Source organism: Methylobacterium sp. Leaf111 (assembly GCF_001423285.1).
GTDB lineage: Bacteria > Pseudomonadota > Alphaproteobacteria > Rhizobiales > Beijerinckiaceae > Methylobacterium.
In genome coordinates this window covers 26,042-52,646 of sequence record NZ_LMNE01000006.1, presented here as the reverse complement: position 1 = coordinate 52,646, position 26,605 = coordinate 26,042, and the positions used below count along the sequence as shown (strand labels likewise).

Here is a 26,605-nt window from a genome sequence, read left to right as displayed (position 1 = left end):
CGCGCGTGCACGGGCCGTTCTGCTCGGATGCGGAGGTCGAGAGCGTGGTCGCCCACCTCAAGCGCCAGGGCCGACCCTCCTACCTCGAGGCCGTCACGGCCGACGACGGCAGCGGCGACGAGAAGCCCGCCAAGGGCGCGAAGGCGGACAAGGCCGACCGGGCCGAGAAGGCCCAGGCGGCCGAGATCGAGGACAGCGACGCCCCGATCTTCGACGCCGGCGCCTATGCGGGCAGCGGCGGCATCGATCCCGGCGCCGAGCTCTACGACCAGGCGGTGCAGGTGGTGATGCGCGACCGCAAGGCCTCGACGAGCTACATCCAGCGCCGCCTGCAGATCGGCTACAACCGCGCCGCCTCCATCATGGAGCGGATGGAGATCGAGGGCATCGTCGGCCCGGCCAACCATGCCGGCAAGCGCGAGATCCTGATGGAGGGCGGCCACGCCGCCTCCGGCATGATGGATTACGACGACTGAGCCGGATGGCGCGGGTGGGGCGGTGGCCGTCCCACCCGTCGCATATTCGCCACAGGGCGGGCTTCTAAGCGGGCACCACCCGCACTCGATCCGCACGCCTACGCATCGCCTCAAGGGAGCGTCCCGATGATCGGCCGCCGTCACCGCCTCGCCGCCGGTCCGCTGCTCGTCCTGGCGGCGGGCCTCGCCCTGCCGCAGCCGGCCTCCGCCCAGGTCTCCTCGTTCCTCGACGGCCTGTTCGGCCGCAAGGAGCAGCCGGCCCCGGCCCCCGAGCCGGAGCCCGCCCCGGAGGCCGCGCCCCCGGCCGCCGCTCCGAAGAAGCCCGTCGCCCAGGCGCCGAAGACCACGAAGCCGTCCGACAAGGCGGCCAAGGGCGAGGCGAAAGCCCCCAGGGGCGAGGCCAAGGCCGCGGATCCGAAGGCTGCCGATGGGAAGGCCGCCGACGGCAAGGTCGCCGACGGAAAGGCCGCCAAGGTCGCGGCCGTGGGCGCGCCCGCAGCGGCCGCCGTCGCGGTCGAGGCGGACGACGCCACCGTGATCGCGCAGGCCAACGCCTACTTCAACGGCATGACCACGCTCACCGGCAGCTTCGTCCAGATCGGCCCGGACGGGCGCCGGATCGGCGGCAAGCTGACGCTGGCCAAGCCCGGCCGCCTGCGCTTCGACTACGACCAGCCCTCCCCTCTCGAGATCGTGGCCGACGGGACCTCGGTGGCGGTCAAGGACCGCAAGCTCGGCACCCAGGACCTCTACTTCATCTCGCAGACGCCCCTGAAATTCCTGCTGCGCGACAAGATCGACCTCGCCCGCGATCTCTCCGTCACCGACGTGGCCAACGATCCGGGCGGCCTGCGCATCGCCCTGGAGGACCGCTCGACGCTGGGCGGCACCTCGAAGATCCAGCTCTTCTTCGACGCCGAGGTGAAGACCCTCAGCCAGTGGCGGATCACCGATCCGCAGGGCTACCAGACCACGGTGCAGCTCACGAACCTGCAGAAGGGGCGCCCCGTGGAGGGGAACCTGTTCTTCATCAATTACGGGCGCGCCGAGGACAAGGCGGCCGAGCGCCAGATCCGGGCGCAGTAGCGGGGCGGATCACCCGGCCGCGCTTGTCGGGCCGGGGCCGATGCGGCTAAGCGTCGGGCTCGCATCGTACGAGCCGAGCCCATGCACGACATCCGCGCCATCCGCGAGAACCCGGACGCCTTCGACGAGGCCCTGCGCCGCCGCGGGCTGGCGCCGCTCGCCGCCGAGCTGATCGCCCTGGACGACGCGCGCAAGTCCGCGATCTCGGCCGCGCAAGGCAACCAGGAGCGCCGCAACGCTTTGGCCAAGGAGATCGGCGGCGCCAAGAAGGCCAAGGACGAGGCCCGGGCGCAAGCGCTCATGGCCGAGGTCGCCCATCTGAAGGACGAGGCTCCGGCGCTGGAAGCCGCGCAGGCGGAGGCGGCGACGACCCTCGACGCGCGCCTCGCCGCGATCCCGAACCGCCCGAACCCGGACGTGCCCGAGGGCGCCGACGAGCACGGCAACGTCGAGTACCGGCGCTTCGCGGCGCACCGGCCCCAGCTCGCCACCGGAAAGCAGCATTTCGAGATCGGCGAGGCCTCGGGCCTGATGGATTTCGAGGCCGCGTCCCGGATGTCCGGCGCCCGCTTCGTGGTGCTCAAGGGCCAGCTCGCCCGTATGGAGCGGGCGCTCGGCCAGTTCATGCTCGATCTGCATACCGGCGAGCACGGCTACACCGAGGTGGCGCCGCCCATCCTGGTCCGCGACGAGGCGATGTTCGGCACGGCGCAGCTGCCGAAGTTCCGGGACGACCAGTTCCAGGCGGGCGAGCACTGGCTCATCCCCACGGCGGAAGTCCCCCTCACCAACCTCGTGCGCGAGAGCATCCTGCGCGAGGAAGAGCTTCCCCTGCGCTTCACCGCCCTCACCCCGTGCTTCCGGGCCGAGGCCGGCTCGGCGGGGCGGGACACCCGCGGCATGCTGCGCCAGCACCAGTTCAACAAGGTCGAGCTCGTCTCGATCACCCATCCGGAGCAGTCGGCCGCGGAGCACGAGCGCATGCTGGGCTCGGCCGAGGCGGTCTTGAAGAAGCTCGACCTGCCCTACCGGATCATGACGCTGTGTACCGGCGACATGGGCTTCGCCTCCCAGAAGACCTACGACATCGAGGTCTGGATGCCGGGCCAGGAGACGTTCCGCGAGATCTCGTCCTGCTCGGTCTGCGGCGACTTCCAGGCGCGGCGGATGAACGCGCGCGTCCGCGCCCGGGATGGCAAGGCGGTGAATTTCGTCCACACCCTCAACGGGTCCGGCGTGGCCGTGGGCCGCGCGCTCATCGCCGTCATGGAGAACTACCAGAACCCGGATGGCAGCGTCACGGTGCCGTCGGTGCTGAAGGCCTATATGGGCGGGATCGACCGGATCGAGGGGTTCAAGAGCTGATGCGCATTCTCGTCACCAACGACGACGGCATCCACGCGCCGGGGCTCGAGACCCTGGAGGGGATCGCCCGGGCCCTCTCGGACGACGTCTGGGTGGTGGCGCCGGAGACCGACCAGTCCGGCGTCTCGCATTCCCTCTCGCTGAACGACCCCCTGCGTCTGCGCCAAGTCGCCGAGAAGCGCTTCGCCGTGAAGGGCACGCCGTCCGATTGCGTGATCATGGGCGTGCGCCACATCCTCAAGGACCACGGGCCCGACCTGGTGCTCTCGGGCGTCAACCGCGGCCAGAACGTCGCCGAGGACGTGACCTATTCGGGCACCATCGCGGCGGCCATGGAGGGGACGATCCTCAACGTGAAATCGATCGCGCTGAGCCAGGCCTACGGGGCCGGCGGGCGCGGCGCCATCAAGTGGCAGTGCGCCGCCGAGCACGGCCCCGGGGTCGTCCGCAAGATCCTCGACATCGGCATCGAGCCCGGCATCGTCGTCAACGTGAACTTCCCCGATTGCGAGCCCGGGGAGGTCCTGGGCACGGCGGTGACGGCGCAGGGCTTCCGCAACCAGGCCCTGCTCCAGATCGATGCGCGCCAGGACGGGCGCGGCAATCCCTATTTCTGGCTCGCCTTCGCCAAGGCGACGTTCCAGCCCGGCCACGGCACCGACCTCAAGGCCATCGCGGAGAAGCGCATCTCGGTCACGCCGCTGCGCCTCGACCTCACCGACGAGCCGAGCCTGACGCGCTTCGCGCAGGGTTTTTCGGAGGTTTAGCAATCGTTTTGCTCAGCCCGATGCGGCCCTCCTCCCCCTTGTGGGGAGGCGTGGGAGGCGTGGGAGGTGGGGGTGGCTGGGTGACCCGCGACCGACTGAGGCCAGCGGAGCGACCCCCACCCCTGCCCCCTCCCCGCAGGGGGGAGGGGAACGCGTTCCATTCGAATCCGAGCCGCAACTCTGAGCAGCCGCGCCCGGGACAAGCCGTCCCCCCTGCGGCACACACCCAGAGACAATGGGCCTTCTTCGAGAATCAGCCATGATGCACGAGGGCTCGATCGAGGATGCCGCCTTCGTCATGGCCCTGCGGGGCCGCGGCGTGCGCGACACCGACACCCTGCGGGCGATGGAGCGGGTGCCGCGCGAGCGCTTCGCCCCGGCCCGGCACCGCGACCTCGCCCGGCGCGACCTCGCCCTGCCCCTGGCCTGCGGGCAGACCATGACGGCGCCGACCACGGTGGCGGCGATGCTGAAGGCCCTGGGCCTGCGCCCGGGCGCCCGCATCCTCGAGATCGGCACCGGCTCGGGCTACGTCACCGCCCTGCTGCTGCGGCTGGGCGCCGCCCATGTCCGCAGCCTCGAGCGCTACGCCACCCTGGCGGACGAGGCCCGCGACAACCTCGTGCCGGAGGACCGGCCGCTCGCCACGATCACCATCGGGGACGGGCTGCACCCGGCGACCCTGCGGGGGGCGGAGCCCTTCGACCGCATCCTCCTCAACGGGACGGTTCCGGCGATTCCTGGGCACTTCGGCGACCTGCTCGGCCCCGGCGGCCGCCTCGTCGCCCCGGTCGGCCGGCCCGAGGCGGCGGGCCTCGTCACCTGGACGCGGGGACCGGACGGCGCCCTGGACGTGCGCCCCGGCGCGGCCGTCCGGCTGGCGCCGCTCACCCCGGGGCGCGCCGGCGTCCTGTAGCGCGAAAGGTTCCGGCGGAGCCCCGTCCGTGCCGCGAACGTGGTGAATCGGAACGGTTGCTTAACCTGAATCGGGTTTGAATGACGTCATCAAGTTGCGTCAGGCAAACAGGTGCGTCGATGCGGGTTCGCGGGACTGGTCGAGGGTTGAGGACGCTGTCGCGTTTCGCGCTCATCGGCGTGATTGGAGGCGGTGCGGCCGCCTGTTCTTCGGATGCGTCCCGGTTGGGCGATCCCTTCGGCAATCCATTTGCCTCGAACCTGTCGAGCGAGCCCGCCGCGACGGGCAGCCTGCCCGACGGCGAGATCGCCCCGGCGCCGGTGGTGCGCACCAGCCGCATCCAGTCCCAGGCCCTCGGGGCCCCGGGCGCGGCTTCCTCGCCGGCGGCCATGTCGCCCCGCCCGATGGCGGCGGCCCCCGCCCCGGCCCGGCCCCAGACCACGCGTCTCGCCTCCACCGAGCCGGTCTCGGGCGGCATGACGGGTTCGGCGGTCTCGGGCATGAATCCCGATGCGGCCCGCATGAGCACCCGCGCGGTGCCCGCCGCGCCGGCCCCGAAGGTGATCGACCGGGCCGCCGAGAAGCGTGCCGCCGACGCCCGCCGCGAGGCGGAGGCCCGCGAGGCCGCCGAGGCCAAGGTCGAGGCCAAGCGCCAGGCCGAGGCCGCCAAGCTCGCCGAAGCCCGCAAGGTCGTGGAGGCTGCGAAGGCCTCCGAGACCCGCAAGGCCTCGGAGAAGGCGGCGGCCGCCGCCAAGCTCGCCGAGACCAAGGCGGCCGAGGCCCGCAAGGCCCATCCCCGTCCCGGTCAGGCCGTCGCCAAGGCCGAGGACAAGGCGGTCCGCAAGATCGAGATCAAGGAAGCCAAGGCCGAGGTGAAGGCCGAGGCGAAGGCGGACGCGGCCAAGGACGCGGCCAAGAAGGCCGAGGCGGCCCGCAAGACGGCCGAGGCCGAGGCGGCCAAGCTGGCCAAGGCCGACGCCGCCAAGGAGGCCGCCCGCAAGGTCGCCGAGGCGAAGGCCGCGGAGGCCGCCGCCAAGGAGGCCGCCAAGGCGCCCGTGAAGGTCGCCGCGGTCGAGGCGCCCAAGGCCGAGCCGGCCAGCACCGGGTCGGTCGCCGCCTCCGAGCAGTCCTTCCGCTGGCCCGCCAAGGGCCGGGTGATCTCGGGCTACGGCACCTCCGGCAACGAGGGCATCAACATCTCGGTGCCCGAGGGCACCGCGGTGAAGGCCGCCGAGGACGGCACCGTGGCCTATGCGGGCTCCGACGTGAAGGGCTACGGCAAGCTCGTCCTGGTGCGCCACTCCAACGGTTACGTCTCGGCCTACGCCCATAACGGCGAGCTCGACGTGCGCCCCGGCGAGAAGGTGAAGCGCGGCCAGACCATCGCGAAGTCCGGCGCCTCCGGCAACGTGACCTCGCCCCAGCTCCACTTCGAGATCCGCAAGGGCGCGACCCCGGTCGACCCGATGCCCCACCTCGCCAGCAACTGATCGTCGGGCGCTCGCGCCGAAACACGAAACGGCGGTCCCTCGGGGCCGCCGTTCTCGTTTGGGGGTCCGGTCGGCGACGGCCTCAGCGGCCGGTGCGCACCCGGGTCCAGCTCCGGGTGACGAAGCGCTGGGTGCGGTCGTCCCAGGCGGTGTTGCTGGCGAGGCGCTGCATCGTCGCCTCGTCCGGGTAGATGCCGGGATTGGCCAGGATCTCGGGCTTGACGAACTTCCGGGCCGCCGCGTTGCCGCTGGCGTAGGAGACGAAGTTGGTGTTGGCCGCCGCCACCTCGGGCCGCATCAGGTAGTCGAGGAAGCGGTGGGCCTCGGCGGGATGGGGGGCGTCCTTCGGGATCGCGAGGGCGTCGAACCACATCAGCGCGCCCTCGCGGGGGATGACATAGCCGATCTCGACCCCGTTCTTGGCCTCCTCGGCCCGCTTGCGCGCCTGCATGATGTCGCCGGAATAGCCGACCGCCAGGCAGAGGTCGCCGTTGGCCAGCCCGTTGATGTATTCCGAGGAGTGGAACTTGCGCACCGAGCCGCGGACCTTGAACAGGGCGTCGGTGACCTGGGTGATGTCGTCCCAGCGCTTGGAATCCGGCTTGAAGCCGTAGAACGGCAGCAGGTTCGGGATCAGGTCCTCGGGGGAATCGAGCAGCATCACCCCGCAATCCTTGAGCTTGGCCATCAGGCCCGGATTGAGGACGAGGCCCCAGCTGTTGAGGGGCTGGTTCGCCCCCAGGCGCTCGCGCACCTGGGCGAGGTTCACGCCGATGCCGGTGGTGCCCCACATGTAGTCCACGGCGTAGGTGTTGCCGGGGTCGTAGGTGGCGAGCCGCGCGGCGATCTCGGGCCAGGCATGGACGAGGTTGGGGATCCGGGCCTTGTCGAGGGGCTGGAACACGCCCGCCCGGATCAGCCGCTGCAGGAACGGCCCGGAAGGGGCCACCACGTCGTAGCCCGAGCGCCCGGCCAGCAGCTTGGTCTCGAGGATCTCGTTGTTGTCGTAGGTGTCGTACACGACCTTGATCCCGGTCTCCCGGGTGAAGGCGTCGAGCACCTTCGGGTCGATGTAGTCCGACCAGTTGTAGATGTTGACCACGCGCTCGCCCTGCGGCGCGGGCGTCTGCGCCCGGGCCCCCGGCAGGCCGGGCGCCAGGGCGGCGAGCGCCCCGGCGACCAGCCCCCCGGACAGGAGCGCGCGGCGGGTGCCGGCTCGGCTCATGCCTGTCCTTTCGCGGCCACGACCACGATCTCGACAAGGTATTCGGGGGCGGCGAGCTTGGCCTCCACCGTGGCGCGGGCCGGCGGGTTGTCCTTCGCCACCCAGGCGTCCCAGGCGGCGTTCATCTCCGCGAAGGTGGCGATGTCGGCCAGGTAGATGGTGGCGGTGAGGATGCGGCTCTTGTCGGTGCCGGCGGCCGCCAGCAGGCGGTCGATCTCGCCCAGGATCTCCTGGGTCTGCGCGGTGACGCCGGCGCCCACCACCGTGCCGGCCACCTGGCCCGCGAGGAAGACCATGTCGCCGTAGGTGACGGCCTGGCTCATGCGGGGACCGGATTCGAAGCGCTGGATCGTCATGGCGGGGATACGTGCCTCTCGCGTGTCGGCCGCGGGATGCCGCTGGGCACCCCTGGAATGCCCCCTTGGCATCCCGGCTCGGGGCAAGCGTTGTGCCGCGTCGGGGACCCGAACGTAAAGGCCCCCCGCGCCCGGCGCGCGCGGCGAACCGGGCGCGCCGGATCGGCGTTTCCGTCCACGTGACAAAGTCCCGTCGTGCGGCGCAACTCATCCCGCGGGTGCGGCGTTCTCACCCCATGCGCCAAGGCCAAGGCTCGAAAGCCGGCCCCTGCCGCCAGTGACGTCCGACCCAGAGGGTTCGGCCAAGTTCGAGGATCAGCTCATGGGTATCATCTGGACCATCATCATCGGCTTTCTGGCCGGTGTCATCGCCAAGTTCATCATGCCGGGCAGCAACGAGCCCGGCGGCTTCATCCTGACCACGATCCTCGGCATCGTCGGCGCCTTCGTCGCCACCTTCCTCGGCCAGGCGCTGGGCTGGTACGGTCCGAACCAGGGCGCGGGCCTGATCGGCGCCGTCGTCGGCGCCATCGTCGTGCTGGCGATCTACGGCTTCATCCAGGGCCGCCGCTCGACCACCACGCTGTAAGGCCAGCGACGTCCGAAGCCCGAAACGAGATGGGGCGCCTCACCGAGGCGCCCCTTTTTCGTGTCCGGTCGCGATCCGCCCGATGCCGTGGGCACCGGGCGCGGGGCCGGTCAGGCCTCGGTGGCGGCCTTGACGGCGCAGTGGCCGGTGGCGCCGCGGATGGCGAGGCCGGCGCCGACCACGAGGGCCGCGAGGCTGAGCCACTTGTTCGGGCGCGGCTGCGCGGCGGCGGCGGCGATGCCGAGGCCGAGCACCACCGAGACGGCGCGCTCCGTGGTGGTGAGGTTCGGGGTGCCGCTGAAGATGTCGTGGATCATCGCATTGGCCATGCTGGCGTCTCCTGTGCTGCGTCGCGGGGCGAACGCGGCGGGGGAACGGGCGTTCCACCGCCGGCGTGCGGGGCGGCACGAGGTCGTCGCCGGGCCCGGTCCCAGCCACGCCCCAGCTAGCGGGCGTTGGGCAGCCGCACGGTCACGCCGGGCCTCGCCGCCGGGGCGTCCGGGCCGGCCGGCGGCGCCCCGCCCCAGCGGGTCGCCTCGATGCGCACCGAGCCCCAGCCGGTGGCGACCGTGATCGACAGCGGCAGCAGCAGCGCCCCGTCGAGGATCGGGGCGAAGCGCACCCGCATGTCGTCGTTGGCGGCCATGCGGCGGACGTTGCTCCCGCCGGAGCGGTGCCCGGAGATCGGCACCCACCGGACCCGGCAGTCGAGGGCGGGGCCGCGATAGGCGCCCTCCGTCACCGTGGCGAGGCTGCCCCGCGACAGCACGAGGTCGGCCCGGCTCGCCCCGTCGAAGACCGGGATGCGCCGGTCGCACAGGCCGGGGTCCAGGGGAGCGGTCCCGAGGGGAATCGTCAGCATGGTCAGGGGGTCGACCACGCCGACCCTGTCCTCCGGCGCCACCGGGACCCGGTCGTCGCGCGGGGTCGGGGGCGGCGCGACGCTGGCGCTGCGCACGCGCCCGCCGGCGAGGTCGAGTTCCACCGCGATCGGCTTGCCGCCGTAGCGGCTGTCGATCCGGAAGGTGGCGGTGACCGCGCCGGCGCGATTCGTCGACCCCGCGACGGTGGCCTTGCCGGCCCCGTCGAAGAAGAAGCCGGCGAGGCCGCGCAGGCCCGCCTCGAGCTCGAGGGCGTAGCGCGCGTCCGCCCGCTCGACCGCGAGGCTCGCCTCGCCCGCCGGCAGGTTCAGGAAGCTCAGGCCGTAGGCGGCCGTGAAGCGGCGCGTGGGCGCCTCCCCCGCGGCCTGCGCGCCGGCCCCGCCGGCCACTAGCAGGGCGACCGCCACGGCAAGGGAGGGCGGAGTCAGGGTCCGGATCTGTCTGTGCCTGCGCGCGGACACGGCCATCGCCTCATCGCGCCTCGGACGGCGCCCAGCCTGTCATATCGGCGTCGGGCGCCCGTGGTATGCGCGCTTCGGCACCTCGCGCGCGGGCGCACCCCGTGCGGCCCACCCCGCCCCTCGCGTGCCGCCAGGACACGACCCCGTTGGACCGACCCGCCCGATACGCCCTCTACTTCACGCCCGCCCCCGGCTCGGCCCTGGACGCCTTCGGCGAGGCGATCCTCGGTCCCGGCCCGGCGCCCGGCCCGGAGGCGCTCCGGGCGATCCTGGCCGCCCACACCGCCGAGCCGCGCACCTACGGCTTCCACGCCACCCTGAAGGCGCCGATGCGCCTCGCCCCCGGCGCCACCGAGGCCGATCTCCTCGCGGCGGCCGAGGCCCTGGCCGCGCACCGGAGCCCCCTGCCCGTCGGCCCCCTGCGGGTCGCCGCCCTCGGGGCCTTCGCCGCCCTGGTGCCGGTTGCCCCCCCGGCCGCCCTCGGCCTCCTCGCCGCCGAGTGCGTCGCGGCCCTCGATCCCCTGCGCGCGCCCCTCACGCCCGCCGAGCGGGCCCGCCGCCGCCCCGAGCGCCTCGATCCCCGCGGCCGGGCGCTGCTGGAGCGCTGGGGCTATCCGCACGTCTTCGAGGCCTTCCGCTTCCACATGACGCTCACCGGCCCCCTCGGGCCGGAGGACGGGGCGACCGCCCTGCCCCTGCTGGCCGCCGCCGCCGCGGGCCTGCCCGACCTGACGGTCGATGCGGTGAGCGTGGTCGTCCAGGACGGCGCGGGCCCGTTCCGCCTCCTGCGCCGCCTTCCCTTCCTCGCCTGACAGGATCGCCCGATGGTCTCCGATCGCCTCGGCCTCGAACCGGCCGTCCACCCGACCGCCGAGCTCTCGGCGTGCCGCCTCGGCCGCTACACCGAGGTCGGCGCGCGCACGCGCCTCAGCGAGACGCATCTCGACGATTACACGTACATCGTCGAGGACGGGCAGGCGAACCACACCACCATCGGCAAGTTCTGCTCCATCGCCTCCCACGTGCGGATCAACCCCGGCAACCACCCGATGGAGCGGGCCTCGCAATCCCACGTCACCTACCGGGCCGGCGCCTACTGGCCGGGGGAGGAGCGGGACGAGCCCGCCTTCTTCGCCCGGCGCCGGGCCCTGCCCGTCCGCATCGGCCACGACGTCTGGATCGGCCACGGCGCCGTCATCCTGGCCGGGCGCACCATCGGCACCGGGGCGGTGGTGGGCGCCGGCACGATCGTGACGCGGGATGTCGCGCCCTACACCGTCGTGGTCGGCAATCCGGGCCGGGTCGTGCGCCGCCGCTTCCCCGAGGCGATCGCCGAGCGCCTGCTGGCCCTGGCCTGGTGGGATTGGGACCACGCCCGCCTGCGCCGCGCCCTGCCGGACTTCCGCGCCCTGTCGATCGACGCGTTCCTGGAGCGCTACGAAGCAGAGGCCTGAGACTTCCGGCTCTCGATTAGCCGAACAACTGTCATGATCCTGTCGTGCCCCGCGGGTTTACCGGCGTTCATCGTGAAGCGCCGGATACCCGCATGCTGATCCTCGAAGATCTGACGCGCCGTTACGGCGACCGCCGCGCCGTGGAGCGCGTCTCCCTCGCCATCCCCCGCGGCCGCTTCGTCGGCGTGATCGGGCGCTCGGGCGCCGGCAAGTCGACCCTGCTGCGGATGATCAACCGCCTCGCCGAGCCGACGGGCGGCCGCATCCTGTTCGACGGCCTCGACGTCACGGCCCTGCGCGGGCGCGACCTGCGGCGCTGGCGGGCGCGCTGCGCCATGATCTTCCAGCAGTTCCACCTCGTCGGCCGCCTCGACGTGCTCAGCAACGTCCTGATGGGCCGGCTCTCGGAGGTGCCCCGTCACCGCGCGCTGCTCAAGCTCTGGTCCGAGCGCGAGCGCGCCCTGGCCCTGGCCGCCCTCGACGGCTTCGGCATGGGCGACTTCGCCGGGCACCGGGCCGACCAGCTCTCCGGCGGCCAGCAGCAGCGCGTCGCCATCGCGCGGGCGATGATGCAGGCCCCCGACCTGATCCTGGCCGACGAGCCCGTGGCCTCCCTCGACCCGCGCAACACCCGCATCGTCATGGACGCCCTGGCCGAGGCCAACCGGCGCCACGGCATCACGGTCCTGTGCAACCTGCATTCCCTGGATCTGGCCCGCACCTATTGCGACCGCCTCGTCGGCCTCGCCGACGGCCGCCTCGTGTTCGACGGCTCCCCCGCCGACCTCACCGAGGACGTCGCCCGCCAGCTCTACGGGCTGGAGGCGGGCGAGGTCATGGACGCGCCCGCGCGCCGCGCGCCCTACCCCGCCGCCCTCGTCGCCTGAGTCCTGAAACCCTCCATCCGGGAGTTTCCCATGCTGACCCGCCGATCCCTCGCCGGAGCCCTCGCGCTCGCCCTCCTCGCCGCGCCCGCCGCCGCCCAGGACTGGAGTGCGGCCTATCCGGAGCTGACCCTGGCGGTGATCCCGGCCGAGAACGCGTCGGGCACCACCGATCGCTACGCGCCGATGACCGCCTACCTGTCGAAGGCCCTCGGGGTGCCGGTCAAGCTGCGCATCGCCAACGACTACGCCGCCGTGATCGAGAGCCAGCGTGCCGGCAACGCCCAGCTCGCCTTCTACGGCCCCGCCTCCTTCGCCCGCGCGGTGATGACCGGCGTCAAGGTCGAGCCCATCGTCAACCAGCGCCACAACACCGGCGCCTCGGGCTACTATTCGGTGGTCTACGTGCGCGCCGACAGCCCCTACAAGACGATCGAGGACCTCAAGGGCAAGAACCTGGCCCTGGTCGACCCGAACTCCACCTCCGGCAACCAGGCGCCGCGCTTCTTCCTGAACAAGGCCGGCTACCCGGTCGACACGGTCTTCGGCAAGACCGTCTATGCCGGCAGCCACGAGAACGCGGTCCTCGCCCTGGTGCAGGGCACCGTGGACGCGGCGGCCAACCTCTACAACACCGACACCGACACCATGGTCACCCGCATGGCCGCCAAGGGCATGCTGAAGAAGCCCGATGGCACGCCGATGAGCCAGGCCGATTTCCGCGTGGTGTTCAAGTCCGACTTCCTGCCCGAGGGCCCCTTCGCCATGCTGTCGAGCCTGCCCGACGCCCTCAAGGCGAAGATCCGCGAGGCCCTGGTGGCGATGCCCACGGCCGACAAGGCGGCCTTCGACTGGCTCTCGGACGGCAAGGACCAGGGCCTCACCCCCGTGACCCTGAAGGACTACCAGCCGATCATCGAGATGCTGAAGTTCAACGACGACCAGCGCCGCAAATCTTGACCGGACCCGTCACGAGCCGTGGGCGCGGGGGCGCGCCGGGGACGACCGATGCCTGAGCGGATCGCGCCCCTGCCCCCGGACCGGGCCGCCGCCCTGGCGGGGGCCTACGACGCCGCCGTCGCCGCGACCCGGCGCCGGACCTGTGCGGGCCTCGCCGGGCTCGTCGTCCTCACCGGGCTCGCCGCCTGGGCCGCGGAGGTGCGCCCCTGGGTGCTGGCGACCCATCTCGGCCGCTTCACCGACTACATCGTCCAGATCCTGCCACCCCTGACCTGGGCGAACCTGCCGGGGGACCTGGCCGAATGGTACTGGGGCGGGCCGAAATGGCTCGGGCTCCTGGGGGAGACGCTGCTGATGGCCTATCTCGGCACCCTCCTGGGGGCGATCGGCGGCGTCCTCCTGTGCTTCTCCGCCGCCGCCAACGTGACGGGCAGCCGGACGGCCTGCATCCTGGTGCGGCGCGGGCTCGAATTCTGCCGCACCGTGCCCGAGATCGTGTTCGCGCTGCTCTTCGTCATCGCCTTCGGCCTCGGGCCGATGGTGGGCGTGCTGGCCCTGGCGATCCACAGCACGGGGGCGCTCGGCAAGCTGTTCTCGGAGGTCGTCGAGAACATCGACATGCGGCCGGTGGAGAGCCTCACCGCCGCCGGGGCCGGGCGGATCGAGACCCTGCGCTTCGCCGTGCTGCCGCAGGTGCTGTCGAACTTCGTCTCCTACGGGCTGCTGCGCTTCGAGATCAACGTGCGGGGTGCCGGCGTCATGGGCTTCGTCGGCGCCGGCGGCATCGGGCAGGAGCTCCTCGTGGCGATCCGCAACTTCTACTACGCCGACGTCAGCGCCATCCTGGTCCTGATCATCCTCACCGTGATGGCGATCGACCTCGGCACCGAGCGCCTGCGCCACGGGCTGCTCGGGGGCCTGCGATGACCGGCCCCGACCCGACCCCGGCCGAGATCGCCGCCCTGCGCCGGCGCTTTCCCGACAGCTTCCGGCCGGCCTGGCGGGGGCGCCTCCTGGCGGTCCTGGCGCTGGCCGGCCTCGCCGCCCTGGCGGCCTACGCCCTGGTGCGCCTCGATGTCTCCGGCGCGCGCCTGCTGGCCGGTCTCGGCCGCCTCGGCGAGTTCAGCCTGCTGATGTGGCCGCCCGAGACCGGCGGCCGGGCCTTCGCCTTCCTCCAGGCGCTGGCCGAGACCCTCGGCATCGCCTTCATCGGCACACTGACGGCCGCGCTCGTGGCCTTTCCGGTGGCGTTCCTGGCCGCCCGCACCGTGGTGCCGAACCCCTTCGTGCACTTCACCGTCCGGCGCGGCCTCGACGTGATGCGCTCCGTCGACGTGCTGATCTGGGCCCTGATCTGGATCAACGTCGTCGGGCTCGGCCCCTTCGCCGGGGCGCTCGCTATCGCGTGCGCGGATGTCGGGGCGCTGGGCAAGCTGTTCTCCGAGGCGGTGGAGACCGCCGACGCCAAGGCCGGCGAGGGCGTCTCCGCCTCCGGCGGCACCGCGCTGCACCGCATCCGCTTCGGGCTGATCCCGGCGGTGCTGCCGGTGCTCGGCAGCCAGGTGCTGTACTTCTTCGAATCGAACACCCGCTCGGCCACCATCATCGGCATCGTCGGCGCGGGCGGCATCGGCCAGTATCTCAGCGAGCTGATCCGCGTCCTCGAACTGCGCCAGGTCGCCTTCCTGATCCTGATGATCCTGGTGACCGTGGCCCTCATCGACGCCGTCTCGGGACGCCTGCGCCGGGCCCTGATCGGCGGGGCCGCGCGCTAGGCGGCCGGTCCCGCGGCGAGATGGGGCGGATCGGGTCTGACGCGGCCCGGATCGTCCGCCCCGGGCCGGCCGGTCGCCGCATGGGGGATCGAGCCGCCGGGCGAACGTCCGAGGCATCGGCGCATCTCGCCAAGGGCGGGCGCCGTCGGGGACATCCTGCCGGAAAGCTCCCGGGTCGGGACGTCATCGCAGGGGCGGGCTGTCCCGCGCATCCCAGGCCTTCCCGGGTCCGTGGTGGTGCGTCTCGTCTTCGCGGCACGCAGTGGAAATCCCGCCCGGCCGCGTTCGCCGGGAGCGGGCCTGCGCGATGACTTGAGGTGGATCAAGGCGGATCGTTCGAAACCGGCCGAGGCTGAGGGCGGCTCAATCGGGAGACGAACGATGTCCCAGGCCGTTCCTTCGCCGCTCTCTGCCATCCGCGACATCCTCGTCGGGACCGCCATCGAATCCGACCGCCCGGAGGCCTCCGCCGCCATCGGCTACGGGCTGACCCTCGCGAGAGCCGCGGGCGCCCACCTGACGGTCCAGTCGGCCTCGTGGCGGCTGACCGGCGACGATGCCTGGCTCGGCGCGTTCGACCTCGACGGCGTGGCCGCCATCGACCGGCGCCTCGATGCGCTGGCTCGCTCCGTCGCGGACCGCGTGGCCGGGGATGCGGCGCAGGCGGGCGTGATCTGCACGGTCGAGACGCCGAGCCTGCCCTTCCCGGAGATCGTGGGCCGGCTCGCGAGGCAGGCGCGCCTGCACGACCTGACGGTCCTCGACGCGGGCTCCCGGACCTACGACATCGACCGCGAGATCGTCGAGAAGGCCCTGTTCATCAGCGGACGCCCCGTCATCGCCGTGCCGCCGGGCATCGAGGCCTTCTCCGCTCAGCGGATCGTCGTGGCCTGGGACGGCAGCGCGCAGGCGGCGCGGGCGGCCAACGACGCGCTGCCGTTCCTGCGCGCGGCCGAGGTGGTGGAGATCGTCTGCGTCGCCGACCCGGAGGACCTCCATGCCGCCGTGCCGGGCGCCGAGTTCGCCCCCCATCTGGCGCGCCACGGCGTGGCCGTCACGGTCGTCGACCTGCCGGTGGCGGACGGCATCGCGGAGACGCTGTGCGACCGGGCGCGGATGCTCCGGGCCGACCTGATCGTGGCCGGCGCCTACCGGCATTCCCCCATCCGGGAGTTCTTCTTCGGCGGCGTCACCCGGGCGCTCCTTCGGGGCAGCCCGGCGGCGCTGTTCCTGGCCCATTGAGATTCCTGGCCCATTGAGGAGGGCTTCCATGACGATTCCGAGACGACACGTCGGCGGTCGGACCCCGGGACGGGGAGCGCGGGCGGGCGATCCGCCCCGGCCCGGCCCGCGCCGCGCGGGGGAACCGGCATCCCCGGTCCGGCCTGCGCCGCCCGCCGCACCGGCGGTCGCCGGGGATGCCTGCCGAGATCCGTGCCGAACTCCTCGCCCGGATGATTGGATGCGCCCGATGGACGAGGACGACCGGCGCGCGCGGGACGCCGCCTGGGGCTTCGTCGAGTGAGTTCGGGACGTCGTCGGCCCGCCCGCATCCCATCCTCTGCCCGGGGGCAATCGGTCCCCGGGCCGGGACATCCTGGCTCGTCCCGCGCGCCCCGGCCTTGATCCCGCCCGGCCGTCAAGATCCGGGTCCTGCCGGGGGGCGGATCGGCCGCCACGGCGTCCACCGGCAGGCCGGCGACGAGCGCCCGGTCTCGGGTTTCGGGGTTCGGGCGCCTGGCGCGCCTACTTCGTCGTGGGGAGGGTCGGCGGGCCGAGATGCTGGAGGTAGTCGATCTTGCCGAGGCTCACCCCGGCGCTGCGGAGGATGCCGTACGCGGTGGTGACGTGGAAGAAGAAGTTCGGAAGCGCGAAGCCGGTGAGATACGCCTGCCCGCTGAAGCGGTATCCCATGCCGTTCGGGAATTTCAGCTCCACCTCGCGCTCGGCGCTCAAGGCGGCCGGATCGACGCCCTCGACGAAGGCGATCGTCCTGGCACAGCGCGCCTGGAGTTCGGCGAAGGTCGTCTCGACGTCGGGCATCGCGGGCGCCTCGATCCCGGCGAGCCGGGCCACCGCGTTCTTCGCGCTGTCGGAGGCCATCTGATACTGGGCCGGCAGGGGCTTCATGTCCGGCGCCAGTCGCCGGCCGATCAACGCGGCCTCCGGCTGTTCCGATGCCGCCTTGTCGAGCCACGCGCTCATGCTGCGCAGGGCGTTGACGAAGATCGGGACGCTGACGTCGCGGATGGGGATGCTCATCCGGGGGACGTAGGGCACCTGTCGCCCCGGATGCGGTGAGACCGCGCACATGGCGCGCGGGACCGTCACTTCCGCAGCGGCACGCCCTTCGTGGTGAAGCGCGGCGCGCCCGGATGGCGGGCGGGGTGCGGCTGGCCCCGCCCCTTGCCCGCCCCGGAGCCCGTTCCCGGCGGCTGCGAGACCGGAACCAGCTGGTCCGGCCGCGGCCCGATGAGATCCGCCCGGCCCATCGCCCGCAGCGCCTCGCGCAGCAGGGGCCAGTTCTCGGGGTCGTGATAGCGCAGGAACGCCTTGTGCAGCCGGCGCTGCCGCAGCCCCTTGATCGCGTCGACCGGTTCGCTGCCGCCGCGCCGCACGCCCTGCAGGGGGTTGATCTCGGTGTGGTACATGGTCGTCGCCGTCGCCATGGGCGAGGGCAGGAAGGTCTGGACCTGATCGGCGCGGTAGTCGTTCTTCTTGAGCCAGAGGGCGAGGTTGAGCATGTCCGCGTCGGTCGTGCCCGGATGGGCCGCGATGAAGTACGGGATCAGGTAGTACTTCTTCCCGGCCTTCTGGGCGGCGGCGTCGAACATCTCCTTGAAGCGGTCGTAGGTGCCGATGCCCGGCTTCATCATCAGGTCGAGGGGGCCGCGCTCGGTGTGCTCGGGGGCGATCTTGAGACGGCCGCCGACGTGGTGGGTCACGAGCTCCTCGACGTATTCGGGGCTCCGGACCGCGAGGTCGTAGCGCACGCCGGAGGCGACCATCACCTTCTTGACGCCCTCCACCTCGCGGACCTTGCGGTAGAGCCGGATCAGGTCGTCGTGCGAGGTGTTCAGGTTCGGGCAGATGTCGGGGAAGACGCAGGACGGCAGCCGGCAGGCCGCCTCGATCTTCGGGTCCTTGCAGGCCATCCGGTACATGTTCGCCGTCGGCCCGCCGACATCCGAGATCACGCCCGTGAAGCCCGGCGTCTTGTCGCGAATGTGCTCGATCTCGCGCAGGATCGAACCCTCCGAGCGGTTCTGGATGACGCGGCCCTCGTGCTCGGTGATGGAGCAGAAGGTGCAGCCGCCGAAGCAGCCACGCATGATCGTCACCGAGAACTTGATCATGTCCCAGGCGGGGATCTTGGCGTCGCCGTAGGACGGATGGGGCGCGCGGGCGTAGGGCAGGTCGTAGACCGCATCCATCTCGTCGCTGGAGAGCGGGATCGGCGGCGGGTTCAGCCACAGGTCGCGGTCGCCGTGGCGCTGGACGAGGGGGCGCGCGTTGCCGGGATTGGCCTCCCGGTGCAGCACCCGCGAGGCGCGGGCATAGGCCTCCTTGTCGTCCTTGACCTCGTCGTAGGCGGGGAGCCGGATCACGGTCTCGCCGGGGCGGCGGCTGGCGGCCTCGTCGGCCGAATCGAGGTCGTCGGCGGGCAACTCGGTGTAGGGCTCGGGCACCCGGCGGAACAGGGCGACGCCCCGGACGGAGTGGAGATCCTGCGGGGCCTCGCCGGCCGCGAGGCGGTTGGCCACCTCGACCACGGCGCGCTCGGCATTGCCGTAGAGGAGCAGGTCGGCCTTGGCATCCGCCAGGATCGAGCGGCGCACCTTGTCGGACCAGTAATCGTAATGGGCGATGCGGCGCAGCGAGGCCTCGATGCCGCCGAGGATGATCGGCACGTCCTTGTAGGCCTCGCGGCAGCGCTGCGTGTAGACGATGGTGCAGCGGTCCGGCCGGGCGCCGCCTTCGCCTCCGGCCGTATAGGCGTCGTCGCTGCGCAGGCGCCGGTCCGCCGTGTAGCGGTTCACCATCGAATCGAGGTTGCCGCCGGTGACGCCGAAGAACAGCGTCGGCCGGCCCAGGGCCTTGAACGGCTCCGCCGATTGCCAGTCCGGCTGCGCGATGATGCCGACCCGGAAGCCCTGCGCCTCGAGCAGCCGGCCGATGATGGCCATGCCGAAGCTCGGGTGGTCCACGTAGGCGTCCCCCGTCACCAGGACGATGTCGCAGGCGTCCCACCCGAGCCGGTCCATCTCGGCGCGGCTCATGGGCAGGAACGGCGCCGCCGTCCGGTTCAGCGGCGGCGTGCAGGCGAGGGGAGCCACGGAGCGACTCACGGGAGCTTGGAGGTCCATGGGGCCCGTGCATAGCCCGCCCGGGCCGCGATCTCAACGAAGCCCGCGGCGGCCGGGTGCCGCGACCACATCGGACCGGCCGCGACGCCGTGCCCGTCCGCCTCGTCCGTCTCCTGGCCTTTCCCGTACTGCCAGCACGTCGCCCGCCCCGGCCGAATCGGAGCCCGCCTCACTCCACCACCAGTTCCACCCGGTCGGCGGCGAAGAGGCTGCGGGTGGCCTGGATGCGGGTGCCCGCGCCGTCCACGTTCACGCTGGACAGGGCGATCAGGGTGCGGCCGGGGGCGATGTCCAGGCGCTCCGCCTCCTCGGGGCTGGCCGGGCGGGCACCGATCCGGGTGGAGAGCCGGGTGTAGTCGGCCACCCCGAAGCCCGCATAGGCCCGGGTGAGCGAGCCGCTGGCGGCGTAAGCGGCGTCGAAACCGGTAAAGCGCGGCAGGGGCAGGCAGGTCCGGGCCGTCGAGATCGGGGCGCGGTCGGCCCGGTGCACGGTGAGGAGTTCGAGGATCGGCGCGCCCGGGGCGATCCCCAGGGCCTCGGCCCAGTCCGCATCCGCCGGGTTGGTGGCGGCCGCGATCAGGTCGCCCCAGGCCTCGCGCCCGGTGCGCGAGACGATCTCGGAGAAGCGGGTGCGCGGGCCGATCGGGTAGGCGATCGGGCCCTGCTCCACGAAGCTGCCCCGCCCCTGCGTGGTCCGCACCAGCCCGCCCTCGGCGAGCACGCCGAGCGCCCGGCGCACCGTGTGCCGGTTCACGCCGAAGCGCGCGGCGAGCGCCGATTCGGCCGGCAGCTGCGCCCCGGCCGCCAGGGTCCCGCCGCGGATCTCGTCCGCCAGGGCGTCCGCGATCTGCCGCCAGGCGGCGAGGCCGCCCCCGCGCTGGAGCGCCGTCACGCGGCTGTCGCCCGCCTCGGTCATGGGTGGCTCGCGTGCGTCGTCTGCATGGTGTCCTCGAAAGGCATGGTGTCCTCGAAATGCACGGTGTCCTCGAAAGCCCTTGCGCCCGATCATCCACTTGTCTACACATATAGACAGGTTTGGAGACCGACCGATGCCGAGCGCCAGCCAAACACCACCCGGGCCCGGGATGCCAGACCTTGCCCCGCGCCAACGGGCGATGGCGCGGGCCGGCCAAGCCTCCGCGGACGAGTTGCTGGCCGCCCTGGCGCGGGCCGGCGCCGCCCCCGAGGCGGAGGACCTGCGGGCGCCCGAGACGGGCCTCGTCATGGTCCGCGGGCGGATCGGCGGCGACGGCCGGCCCTTCAACGCCGGCGAGGCCACGGTGACCCGGGCGGCGGTGCGCCTGCCCGGGGGCGAGACCGGCTTCGCCTACCATCTCGGCCGCGACCGGGCCCGCGCCCGCCTCGCCGCCATCCTGGATGCCCACTGGCAGCGCCCGGAGGCGCGGCCCGCTCTCGAGGCGGCGCTGGCGGAGATCGCCGGCCACCGGGCGGAGGCGGCGCAACGGGCCGCCCGCAAGGCGGCGGCCACCCGGGTCACCTTCTTCACCCTGGCGCGGGGCGAGGATTGATGGCCCACAGGCTCGCCCCCGGCTTCGCCGATCCCGTCCACGAAGGCCAGGCCGTCTTCCGCGCCGCGATGGAGGCCCTGAGCCGGCCCGGGCGGATCCGCCCCCTGGTCACCGCCCTGGCGCCCCCCGCCCCCCTCACTCCCGAGCTCGCGGCCCTGGCCCTGGCGCTGACCGACGCCGACACGCCGGTCTGGCTCGATGCGCCGCTCCGGGCGGACCCGGCGGTCGCCGGCTTCCTGCGCTTCCACACCGGGGCGCCCCTGGTCGCGGCCCCCGCAGAGGCCGCCTTCGCGCTGATCGCCGATCCGGCCCATTGCCCGCCCTTCACGGATTTCGCGCCAGGCACCCCCGCCTACCCGGATGCCTCCGCCACGCTGATCCTGGCCGTCGACACCCTCTCCGACGAGGCAGGGCCGGGTTTCACGGGGCCGGGTTTCGCGGGGCAGGTTTTCGCGGGACCCGGCATCCGCGGCACGGCGCGGCTCGACGCCGGCCCCCTGCCCGCCGCCTGGGCCGCGCGCTGGGCCGCGAACCATGCGGGCTTCCCGCTCGGGATCGACTGTCTGTTCGTGGCGCCGGGCCGCCTCGCCGGGCTGCCGCGCTCGGCCCGGCCCGTCGGCGCCGAAGCTTCGCCGGGTTCGGAGGCTCTGCCATGTACGTAGCGGTCAAGGGCGGCGAGGCCGCCATCGACAACGCCCACCGCCTCCTGGCCGAGGTCCGGCGCGGCGACCCGGCCGTGCCCGAGCTCACCGTGGCGCAGATCCGCGAGCAGATGCGCCTCCTCGTCGACCGGGTGATGACCGAGGGCTCCCTCTACGATCCCGATCTGGCCGCCCTCGCCCTGAAGCAGGCCCGGGGCGACGTGGTCGAAGCGGTGTTCCTGGTGCGGGCCTACCGCACCACCCTGCCGCGCTTCGGCGCCACCGAGCCGGTCGACACCGGCGCGATGACCCTGGCGCGGCGCATCTCCGCCACCTTCAAGGACCTGCCCGGCGGGCAGGTGCTCGGCCCGACCTTCGACTACACCCACCGCCTCGTGGATTTCGGCCTGGCCGACGGGGATTCGCGAGACCGCTCCCCCGATCCCGCCGCCGAGGCGGAGCCGGAGGCCGATGCCGCCGCCTGCCCGCGGGTCACCGACCTCCTGGGGCAGGCCGGCCTGCTCGAACCCTCGCCCCCGGACGCGGGCGCCCCCGTGGGCGACCTCACCCGCGAGCCGGTGGACTACCCCGTCGACCGGGCGGTGCGGCTCCAGGGGCTGGCCCGGGGCGACGAGGGCTTCCTCCTCGCCCTCGGCTACTCGACGCAGCGCGGCTACGGCCGCACCCACCCCTTCGTCGGCGAGATCCGGGTCGGGGCGGTGGACCTCGAATTCACCCCGGAGGAACTCGGCTTTCCGGTCGGCCTCGGCACGGTGGACCTGACCGAGTGCCAGATGATCAACCAGTTCCACGGCCACGGGGCGGTGCCGCCGCAATTCACCCGGGGCTACGGCCTCGTCTTCGGCCAGGGCGAGCGCAAGGCCATGGCCATGGCCCTGGTCGACCGCTCGCTCCGGGCCGCCGAACTCGGCGAGGCCGTGGCGGTGCCGGCCCAGGACCAGGAATTCGTGCTGGCCCATTGCGACAGCCTGCAGGCCACGGGCTTCGTCGAGCACATGAAGCTGCCGCACTACGTGGATTTCCAGGCCGAGCTCGACCTGGTGCGGCGCCTGCGCGCCGAGCACGCCGCCCGGGCGGCGGCGCCTCCGCCCGAATCCGACGAATCGCCGCTGCGGGAGGCCGCCGAATGAACCCGTCCAATCCCGCCGCGGCGCCCGCCGCCGCCCCCGTCTCGGCCGGCCCCGGCTACAGCTTCGCCTATCTCGACGCGGGCACGAAGCGGATGATCCGCCGGGCCATCCTCAAGGCCATCGCGATCCCGGGCTACCAGGTGCCCTTCGCCGCCCGCGAGATGCCGATGCCCTACGGCTGGGGCACCGGCGGCGTGCAGGTCACCGCCGCGATCCTCGGCGCCGCCGACGTCCTCAAGGTGATCGACCAGGGCGCCGACGACACCACCAACGCGGTCTCGATCCGGCGCTTCTTCACCGCCACCGCGGGAATCGCCACGACGACGCGCACGGCCGAGGCCAGCGTGATCCAGACCCGCCACCGCATCCCGGAGGCGCCGCTCGTCGAGGGGCAGGTCCTCGTCTACCAGGTGCCGATCCCCGAGCCCCTGCGCTTCCTCGAACCGCGCGAGACCGAGACGCGCCAGCTCCACGCGCTGGCCGAGTACGGCCTCATGCACGTGAAGCTCTACGAGGACATCGCCCGCCACGGCCACATCGCCACCACCTACGCCTATCCGGTGGAGGTGGCCGGCCGCTACGTGATGGACCCCTCCCCGACCCCGAAATTCGACAACCCCAAGATGGACGACTGCCCCGCCCTCCAGCTCTTCGGCGCTGGGCGCGAGAAGCGCATCTACGCGATCCCGCCCTACACGCGGGTGCGCAGCCTCGACTTCGAGGACCACCCCTTCCGGGTCCAGAGCTTCGACCGCCCCTGCGCCCTCTGCGGCGCCGAGGGCGTCTATCTCGACGAGGTCGTCCTCGACGATGCCGGCGGGCGGATGTTCGTCTGCTCGGACACCGACCATTGCGAGAGCCGCCTTGGCGAGAGCCGCCTTGGCGAGAGCTGCCTTGGCGAGACCCGCCGCGCCGACGGCCAGACCGGGGAGGCCGCGTGATGGACCCGCTCCTGAGCGTCGAGGGCCTGACCAAGCGCTACGGCCGGCGCCTCGCCTGCGACGGCATCGGCTTCACCCTCGACCCCGGCGAGGTCCTGGCGGTGGTCGGCGAATCCGGCTCCGGCAAGTCGACCCTGCTCTCGCTCGTCGCCGGCGAGGTCGCGGCCGATGCCGGATCGGTCGCCTACCGCCTGCGCGACGGCGCGACGCGCGACCTCGATACGCTGAGCGCGGTCGAGCGCCGCACGCTCATGCGCACGGATTGGGGGTTCGTGCGCCAGGACGCGACGCAGGGCCTGCGCATGGCGGTCTCGGCCGGGGGCAATGTCGGCGAGCGCCTGATGGGCATCGGCGACCGCCATTACGGCCGCATCCGCGCCACCGCCCTCGACTGGCTCGCCCGGGTCGAGATCGCCCCCGACCGGGTCGACGACCCGCCGACGCGCTTCTCCGGCGGCATGCGCCAGCGCCTGCAGATCGCCCGCAACCTCGTCACCGCCCCCCGCCTCGTCCTCATGGACGAGCCGACCTCGGGCCTCGACGTCTCGGTCCAGGCCCGCCTCCTCGACCTGATCCGGGGCCTGGTGGCCGAGCTCGGCCTCGCGGTCATCATCGTCACCCACGACCTGGCCGTGGCGCGCCTGCTCTCGCACCGCGTCCTCGTCATGCGGGCGGGCCGGGTGATCGAGACCGGCCTGACCGACCAGGTCCTCGACGATCCGCAGGCCGCCTACACCCAGCTCCTCGTCTCCTCGGTGCTCGCCGCATGACGCCCCCCCTCCTCGCCTTCGAAGACGTGGCCAAGAGCTTCACCCTGCACCTGCGCGGCGGCGCCGTGCTGCCCGTCATCGCCGGCGCCACCCTGGCGGTCCGTCCGGGCGAGTGCGTCGTGCTCGGCGGTGCCTCCGGCGCGGGCAAGTCCTCTCTGCTGAAGATGGCCTACGGCAACTATCGCTGCGCCGCCGGGGCGATCCGGGTCCGCGACGGGGCCCGCATCGTCGACCTCGCCACGGCCGCGCCGCGCGAGATCCTGGGGCTGCGCCGCACCACGCTGTCCTACGTCTCGCAGTTCCTGCGGGTGATTCCCCGGGTCGGCGCCCGCGCCGTGGTGGAGGCCGCCGGCCTCGAGGGCGGCCTCGCCCCCGCGGCGGCCCGGACCCGGGCGGGCGACCTCCTGGCCCGCCTCAACCTGCCCGAGCGCCTCTGGGCCCTCCCGCCCGCAACCTTCTCGGGGGGCGAGCAGCAGCGGGTGAACATCGCCCGCGGCCTCATCGCCGACCGGCCCATCCTGCTCCTGGACGAGCCCACCGCCTCCCTCGACGCGCGGAACCGCGCCGTGGTGGTGGACCTCATCACCGAGAAGCGGGCCGCCGGCACCGCCATCCTCGGCATCTTCCACGATGCGGACGTGCGCGAGGCGGTGGCGACGCGCATCGTTGACGTCTCGGCCTTCCACGGGGCGCTGGCGGCATGATTCGGGATCGGGAACAGGCAAGCATGACGGACCGGGTCCAGATCCTCGAGAACGCCCGCCTGGTCCTGCCCGACCGGGTCGAGGACGGCTGGCTCGCCGTGGCCGACGGGCGCATCGCCGAGATCGGCACCGGTCGCGCCCCCGAGCGCGGCCTCGACTGCGCCGGCGACACCCTCATTCCGGGCCTCGTCGAGCTCCACACCGACCACCTGGAGAGCCACTACGCCCCGCGCCCCGGCGTGCGCTGGCATCCCCTCGGGGCGGTGCTGGCCTACGATGCGCAGATCGCGGCGTCGGGCATCACCACGGTGTTCGACTCGCTGCGCGCCGGCACCGACCCGGACGGCAGCGGCCTCGGCACCGAGCTGGACCTGCTCGCCGCCGCCCTGGCGGAGGCCGGGGAGGCCGGCCTGTTCCGGGCCGAGCACCGCACGCACCTGCGCTGCGAGATCCCCTCCCCCGACGTGGTCGAGACCGTGCGCGCCTTCGCGGGGCGCTACCCCATCGGCCTGCTGTCGCTGATGGACCACACGCCGGGCCAGCGCCAGTTCCGTGACGTCGACAAGTACTACGTGTATGCCGGGCGCGGCGGCCGCTCCCTCGAGGAGATAAAACGCAGCACCGCCCGCAAGATGCGCGACGGCCGCGCCCTCAACGCCGTGAACCGGCCCGCCCTGGTGGCCCTCGCCCACGCGCACGGCATCCCCCTCGCCAGCCACGACGACACCACCCTGGCCGATGTCGCGCTGTCGCGGGAGGAATCGGTGGTCCTCGCCGAGTTCCCCACCACCCTGGAGGCGGCGGAGGCTTCGCACGCGGCCGGCATCACCGTGATGATGGGGGCGCCCAACCTGATCCGGGGCGGCTCGCATTCAGGCAACGTCGCGGCCCATACCCTGGCGGAGGCCGGCACCCTCAGCATCCTGTCCTCGGACTACGTGCCGGCGAGCCTGCTGATGGCGGCCTTCGGGCTGCCCGAGCGCGTCCCCGGGATCACCCTGCCGGACGCCATCGCCACCGTGACGGCGAACCCCGCCCGCGCCACCGGCCTGACAGATCGCGGCCGGCTGGCGCCGGGCCTGCGCGCCGACCTCGTCCGCGTCCGCCTCGCCCGGGGCGTGCCGGTGGTGCGCCAGGTGTGGCGCGCCGGCGAGCGGGTGGTGTGATGGCGGGCGGCTTCGCCCTCGTGGTCGGCCCGAGCGGTGCCGGCAAGGACACCCTGCTGCGGCTGGCGCGGGACGCGCTGGGCGGTGATCCCCGTTTCGTCTTCCCGCGCCGCCTCATCACCCGCGCACCCTCGGCCCACGAGGACAACGTCGCCCTCACGGAGGAGGCCTTCACCGAAGGCGCCGCCGCCGGCGCCTTCGCCCTGCACTGGCGGGCGCACGGTCTCGGCTACGCGATTCCCGGCAACGCCGTGGAGCTGGCGCGGGCCGGACGGCTGGTGGTCTGCAACGTTTCCCGCCGGATCGTCGAGGAGGCGCGGCGGACCCTGCCACAGGTCGGCGTCGTCGCCATCACGGCGGCCCCCGAGGTGCTGGCCCGGCGCCTCGCCGCCCGCGCCCGGCCCGAGGACGGCGACCTGCGCACCCGCCTCGACCGCGTCGTCCCGATCGCGGCCGAGTGCACGATCTGGAACGATCGCGATCCGGACAGCGCCGCCGCCGTGCTGGTCGCGCACCTGCGGGAGCGGGCGGCCTGAGCCTCGGCCGATCGCGGGTCAAGGCGCTGTCCAAACGAGAAGAGCGCGGCCCTGGCGGGACCGCGCTCTTCTCGTTCTGACCGTGCGGCCGGGCGCTCGCGCACCCGGCCGGATC

General features: G+C 73.0%; 29 protein-coding genes. 22 read left to right on the top strand and 7 right to left on the bottom strand.

The genetic code is table 11. The annotated features are described in order from the left end of the window. The 6 genes from ASF41_RS25965 to ASF41_RS06850 form a co-directional block, all read left to right on the top strand. Positions 1-476, top strand: a 476-nt coding sequence (locus ASF41_RS25965; protein WP_280138133.1) for a DNA translocase FtsK, incomplete at its 5' end; no start/stop codon positions are given. Between the two features lie 126 nt (positions 477-602). Then, positions 603-1,562 (top strand): outer-membrane lipoprotein carrier protein LolA, encoded by a 960-nt coding sequence (locus ASF41_RS06870; protein WP_056216451.1) that lies wholly within the window; start codon positions 603-605, stop codon positions 1,560-1,562. Between the two features lie 81 nt (positions 1,563-1,643). After that, positions 1,644-2,927: a serine--tRNA ligase gene (gene serS, locus ASF41_RS06865; RefSeq protein WP_056491900.1), complete on the top strand. Its 1,284-nt coding sequence runs from the start codon at positions 1,644-1,646 to the stop codon at positions 2,925-2,927. Beyond that, positions 2,927-3,694 (top strand): 5'/3'-nucleotidase SurE, encoded by a 768-nt coding sequence (gene surE / locus ASF41_RS06860; RefSeq protein WP_056491897.1) that lies wholly within the window; start codon positions 2,927-2,929, stop codon positions 3,692-3,694. Before serS ends, surE begins: the two co-directional genes overlap by 1 nt. Before the next feature lie 259 nt (positions 3,695-3,953). After that, a complete protein-coding gene (locus ASF41_RS06855) occupies positions 3,954-4,610 on the top strand; it encodes a protein-L-isoaspartate O-methyltransferase (protein WP_156394180.1) in 657 nt (218 codons plus the stop codon). A 119-nt stretch (positions 4,611-4,729) separates the two neighbouring features. Further along, positions 4,730-6,100, top strand: coding sequence for a M23 family metallopeptidase (locus tag ASF41_RS06850; RefSeq protein WP_056216446.1), 1,371 nt, complete (start codon positions 4,730-4,732; stop codon positions 6,098-6,100). Positions 6,101-6,182: 82 nt separating this feature from the next. Here ASF41_RS06850 and ASF41_RS06845 read toward each other — a convergent pair whose 3' ends face one another. Together ASF41_RS06845 and ASF41_RS06840 are read right to left on the bottom strand one after the other, a co-directional pair. Beyond that, positions 6,183-7,325 carry a polyamine ABC transporter substrate-binding protein gene (locus ASF41_RS06845; RefSeq protein ID WP_056491894.1) on the bottom strand — a complete coding sequence of 381 codons (1,143 nt, stop codon included), beginning with the start codon at positions 7,323-7,325 and terminating at the stop codon, positions 6,183-6,185. Beyond that, a complete protein-coding gene (locus ASF41_RS06840; RefSeq protein ID WP_056216442.1) occupies positions 7,322-7,681 on the bottom strand; it encodes a RidA family protein in 360 nt (119 codons plus the stop codon). The genes ASF41_RS06845 and ASF41_RS06840 overlap by 4 nt, the downstream gene beginning before the upstream one ends. A 322-nt stretch (positions 7,682-8,003) precedes the next feature. Between ASF41_RS06840 and ASF41_RS06835 the strand changes: the two genes are divergently transcribed. Beyond that, the gene (locus ASF41_RS06835; protein ID WP_056185315.1) at positions 8,004-8,270 is read left to right on the top strand and encodes a GlsB/YeaQ/YmgE family stress response membrane protein; all 267 of its coding nucleotides are present in this window, start codon (positions 8,004-8,006) and stop codon (positions 8,268-8,270) included. Between the two features lie 110 nt (positions 8,271-8,380). On the opposite strand, the gene ASF41_RS06830 is transcribed toward ASF41_RS06835, so the two are convergent. Together ASF41_RS06830 and ASF41_RS06825 are read right to left on the bottom strand one after the other, a co-directional pair. After that, on the bottom strand, positions 8,381-8,599 hold the full coding sequence (locus tag ASF41_RS06830; protein WP_056216439.1) for a DUF2892 domain-containing protein: 219 nt from the start codon (positions 8,597-8,599) through the stop codon (positions 8,381-8,383). Between the two features lie 116 nt (positions 8,600-8,715). Continuing rightward, positions 8,716-9,618 carry a DUF3108 domain-containing protein gene (locus tag ASF41_RS06825; protein ID WP_082504141.1) on the bottom strand — a complete coding sequence of 301 codons (903 nt, stop codon included), beginning with the start codon at positions 9,616-9,618 and terminating at the stop codon, positions 8,716-8,718. Between the two features lie 140 nt (positions 9,619-9,758). Between ASF41_RS06825 and ASF41_RS06820 the strand changes: the two genes are divergently transcribed. From ASF41_RS06820 to ASF41_RS06790, 7 genes are all read left to right on the top strand, one after another. Next, entirely contained in the window at positions 9,759-10,424 is a 666-nt protein-coding gene (locus tag ASF41_RS06820; RefSeq protein WP_056491891.1) for a DUF1045 domain-containing protein, read from the top strand. A gap of 12 nt (positions 10,425-10,436) precedes the next feature. Continuing rightward, complete coding sequence (locus ASF41_RS06815) at positions 10,437-11,066, top strand: DapH/DapD/GlmU-related protein (RefSeq protein ID WP_056491888.1); 630 nt, start codon at positions 10,437-10,439, stop codon at positions 11,064-11,066. A gap of 92 nt (positions 11,067-11,158) precedes the next feature. Then, entirely contained in the window at positions 11,159-11,953 is a 795-nt protein-coding gene (gene phnC, locus ASF41_RS06810) for a phosphonate ABC transporter ATP-binding protein (RefSeq protein ID WP_056491885.1), read from the top strand. Between the two features lie 30 nt (positions 11,954-11,983). After that, a complete protein-coding gene (gene phnD / locus ASF41_RS06805) occupies positions 11,984-12,910 on the top strand; it encodes a phosphonate ABC transporter substrate-binding protein (protein ID WP_056491882.1) in 927 nt (308 codons plus the stop codon). A 48-nt stretch (positions 12,911-12,958) separates the two neighbouring features. Then, a complete protein-coding gene (phnE, locus tag ASF41_RS06800) occupies positions 12,959-13,837 on the top strand; it encodes a phosphonate ABC transporter, permease protein PhnE (RefSeq protein WP_056491879.1) in 879 nt (292 codons plus the stop codon). Next, complete coding sequence (phnE, locus tag ASF41_RS06795; RefSeq protein WP_056349885.1) at positions 13,834-14,685, top strand: phosphonate ABC transporter, permease protein PhnE; 852 nt, start codon at positions 13,834-13,836, stop codon at positions 14,683-14,685. The genes phnE (ASF41_RS06800) and phnE (ASF41_RS06795) overlap by 4 nt, the downstream gene beginning before the upstream one ends. 381 nt (positions 14,686-15,066) lie before the next feature. Then, a complete protein-coding gene (locus tag ASF41_RS06790) occupies positions 15,067-15,927 on the top strand; it encodes a universal stress protein (protein WP_056277787.1) in 861 nt (286 codons plus the stop codon). A gap of 504 nt (positions 15,928-16,431) precedes the next feature. On the opposite strand, the gene ASF41_RS06785 is transcribed toward ASF41_RS06790, so the two are convergent. From ASF41_RS06785 to phnF, 3 genes are all read right to left on the bottom strand, one after another. Further along, positions 16,432-16,947 (bottom strand): DUF1993 family protein, encoded by a 516-nt coding sequence (locus ASF41_RS06785; protein ID WP_056491876.1) that lies wholly within the window; start codon positions 16,945-16,947, stop codon positions 16,432-16,434. Between the two features lie 65 nt (positions 16,948-17,012). Further along, positions 17,013-18,965 (bottom strand): YgiQ family radical SAM protein, encoded by a 1,953-nt coding sequence (locus ASF41_RS06780; RefSeq protein WP_156653232.1) that lies wholly within the window; start codon positions 18,963-18,965, stop codon positions 17,013-17,015. Positions 18,966-19,221: 256 nt separating this feature from the next. Further along, entirely contained in the window at positions 19,222-19,968 is a 747-nt protein-coding gene (gene phnF, locus ASF41_RS06775) for a phosphonate metabolism transcriptional regulator PhnF (protein ID WP_056491869.1), read from the bottom strand. Positions 19,969-20,137: 169 nt separating this feature from the next. Between phnF and phnG the strand changes: the two genes are divergently transcribed. From phnG to phnN, 8 genes are read left to right on the top strand one after another with little or no spacing between them, the layout of a single operon-like run. Next, entirely contained in the window at positions 20,138-20,581 is a 444-nt protein-coding gene (phnG, locus tag ASF41_RS06770) for a phosphonate C-P lyase system protein PhnG (protein WP_280138132.1), read from the top strand. After that, complete coding sequence (gene phnH, locus ASF41_RS06765) at positions 20,581-21,243, top strand: phosphonate C-P lyase system protein PhnH (protein WP_056491863.1); 663 nt, start codon at positions 20,581-20,583, stop codon at positions 21,241-21,243. Before phnG ends, phnH begins: the two co-directional genes overlap by 1 nt. Beyond that, a complete protein-coding gene (locus ASF41_RS06760; protein ID WP_056491860.1) occupies positions 21,234-22,373 on the top strand; it encodes a carbon-phosphorus lyase complex subunit PhnI in 1,140 nt (379 codons plus the stop codon). The genes phnH and ASF41_RS06760 overlap by 10 nt, the downstream gene beginning before the upstream one ends. Next, positions 22,370-23,314, top strand: coding sequence for an alpha-D-ribose 1-methylphosphonate 5-phosphate C-P-lyase PhnJ (locus ASF41_RS06755; RefSeq protein ID WP_056491857.1), 945 nt, complete (start codon positions 22,370-22,372; stop codon positions 23,312-23,314). Before ASF41_RS06760 ends, ASF41_RS06755 begins: the two co-directional genes overlap by 4 nt. After that, positions 23,314-24,084 carry a phosphonate C-P lyase system protein PhnK gene (phnK, locus tag ASF41_RS06750; protein WP_056491854.1) on the top strand — a complete coding sequence of 257 codons (771 nt, stop codon included), beginning with the start codon at positions 23,314-23,316 and terminating at the stop codon, positions 24,082-24,084. Before ASF41_RS06755 ends, phnK begins: the two co-directional genes overlap by 1 nt. Further along, a complete protein-coding gene (gene phnL / locus ASF41_RS06745; protein WP_056379656.1) occupies positions 24,081-24,788 on the top strand; it encodes a phosphonate C-P lyase system protein PhnL in 708 nt (235 codons plus the stop codon). The genes phnK and phnL overlap by 4 nt, the downstream gene beginning before the upstream one ends. A gap of 23 nt (positions 24,789-24,811) precedes the next feature. Beyond that, on the top strand, positions 24,812-25,954 hold the full coding sequence (locus ASF41_RS06740) for an alpha-D-ribose 1-methylphosphonate 5-triphosphate diphosphatase (protein WP_056349907.1): 1,143 nt from the start codon (positions 24,812-24,814) through the stop codon (positions 25,952-25,954). Continuing rightward, positions 25,954-26,490 (top strand): phosphonate metabolism protein/1,5-bisphosphokinase (PRPP-forming) PhnN, encoded by a 537-nt coding sequence (gene phnN, locus ASF41_RS06735; protein WP_056491850.1) that lies wholly within the window; start codon positions 25,954-25,956, stop codon positions 26,488-26,490. Before ASF41_RS06740 ends, phnN begins: the two co-directional genes overlap by 1 nt. The last annotated feature ends 115 nt before the right edge of the window (positions 26,491-26,605 follow it).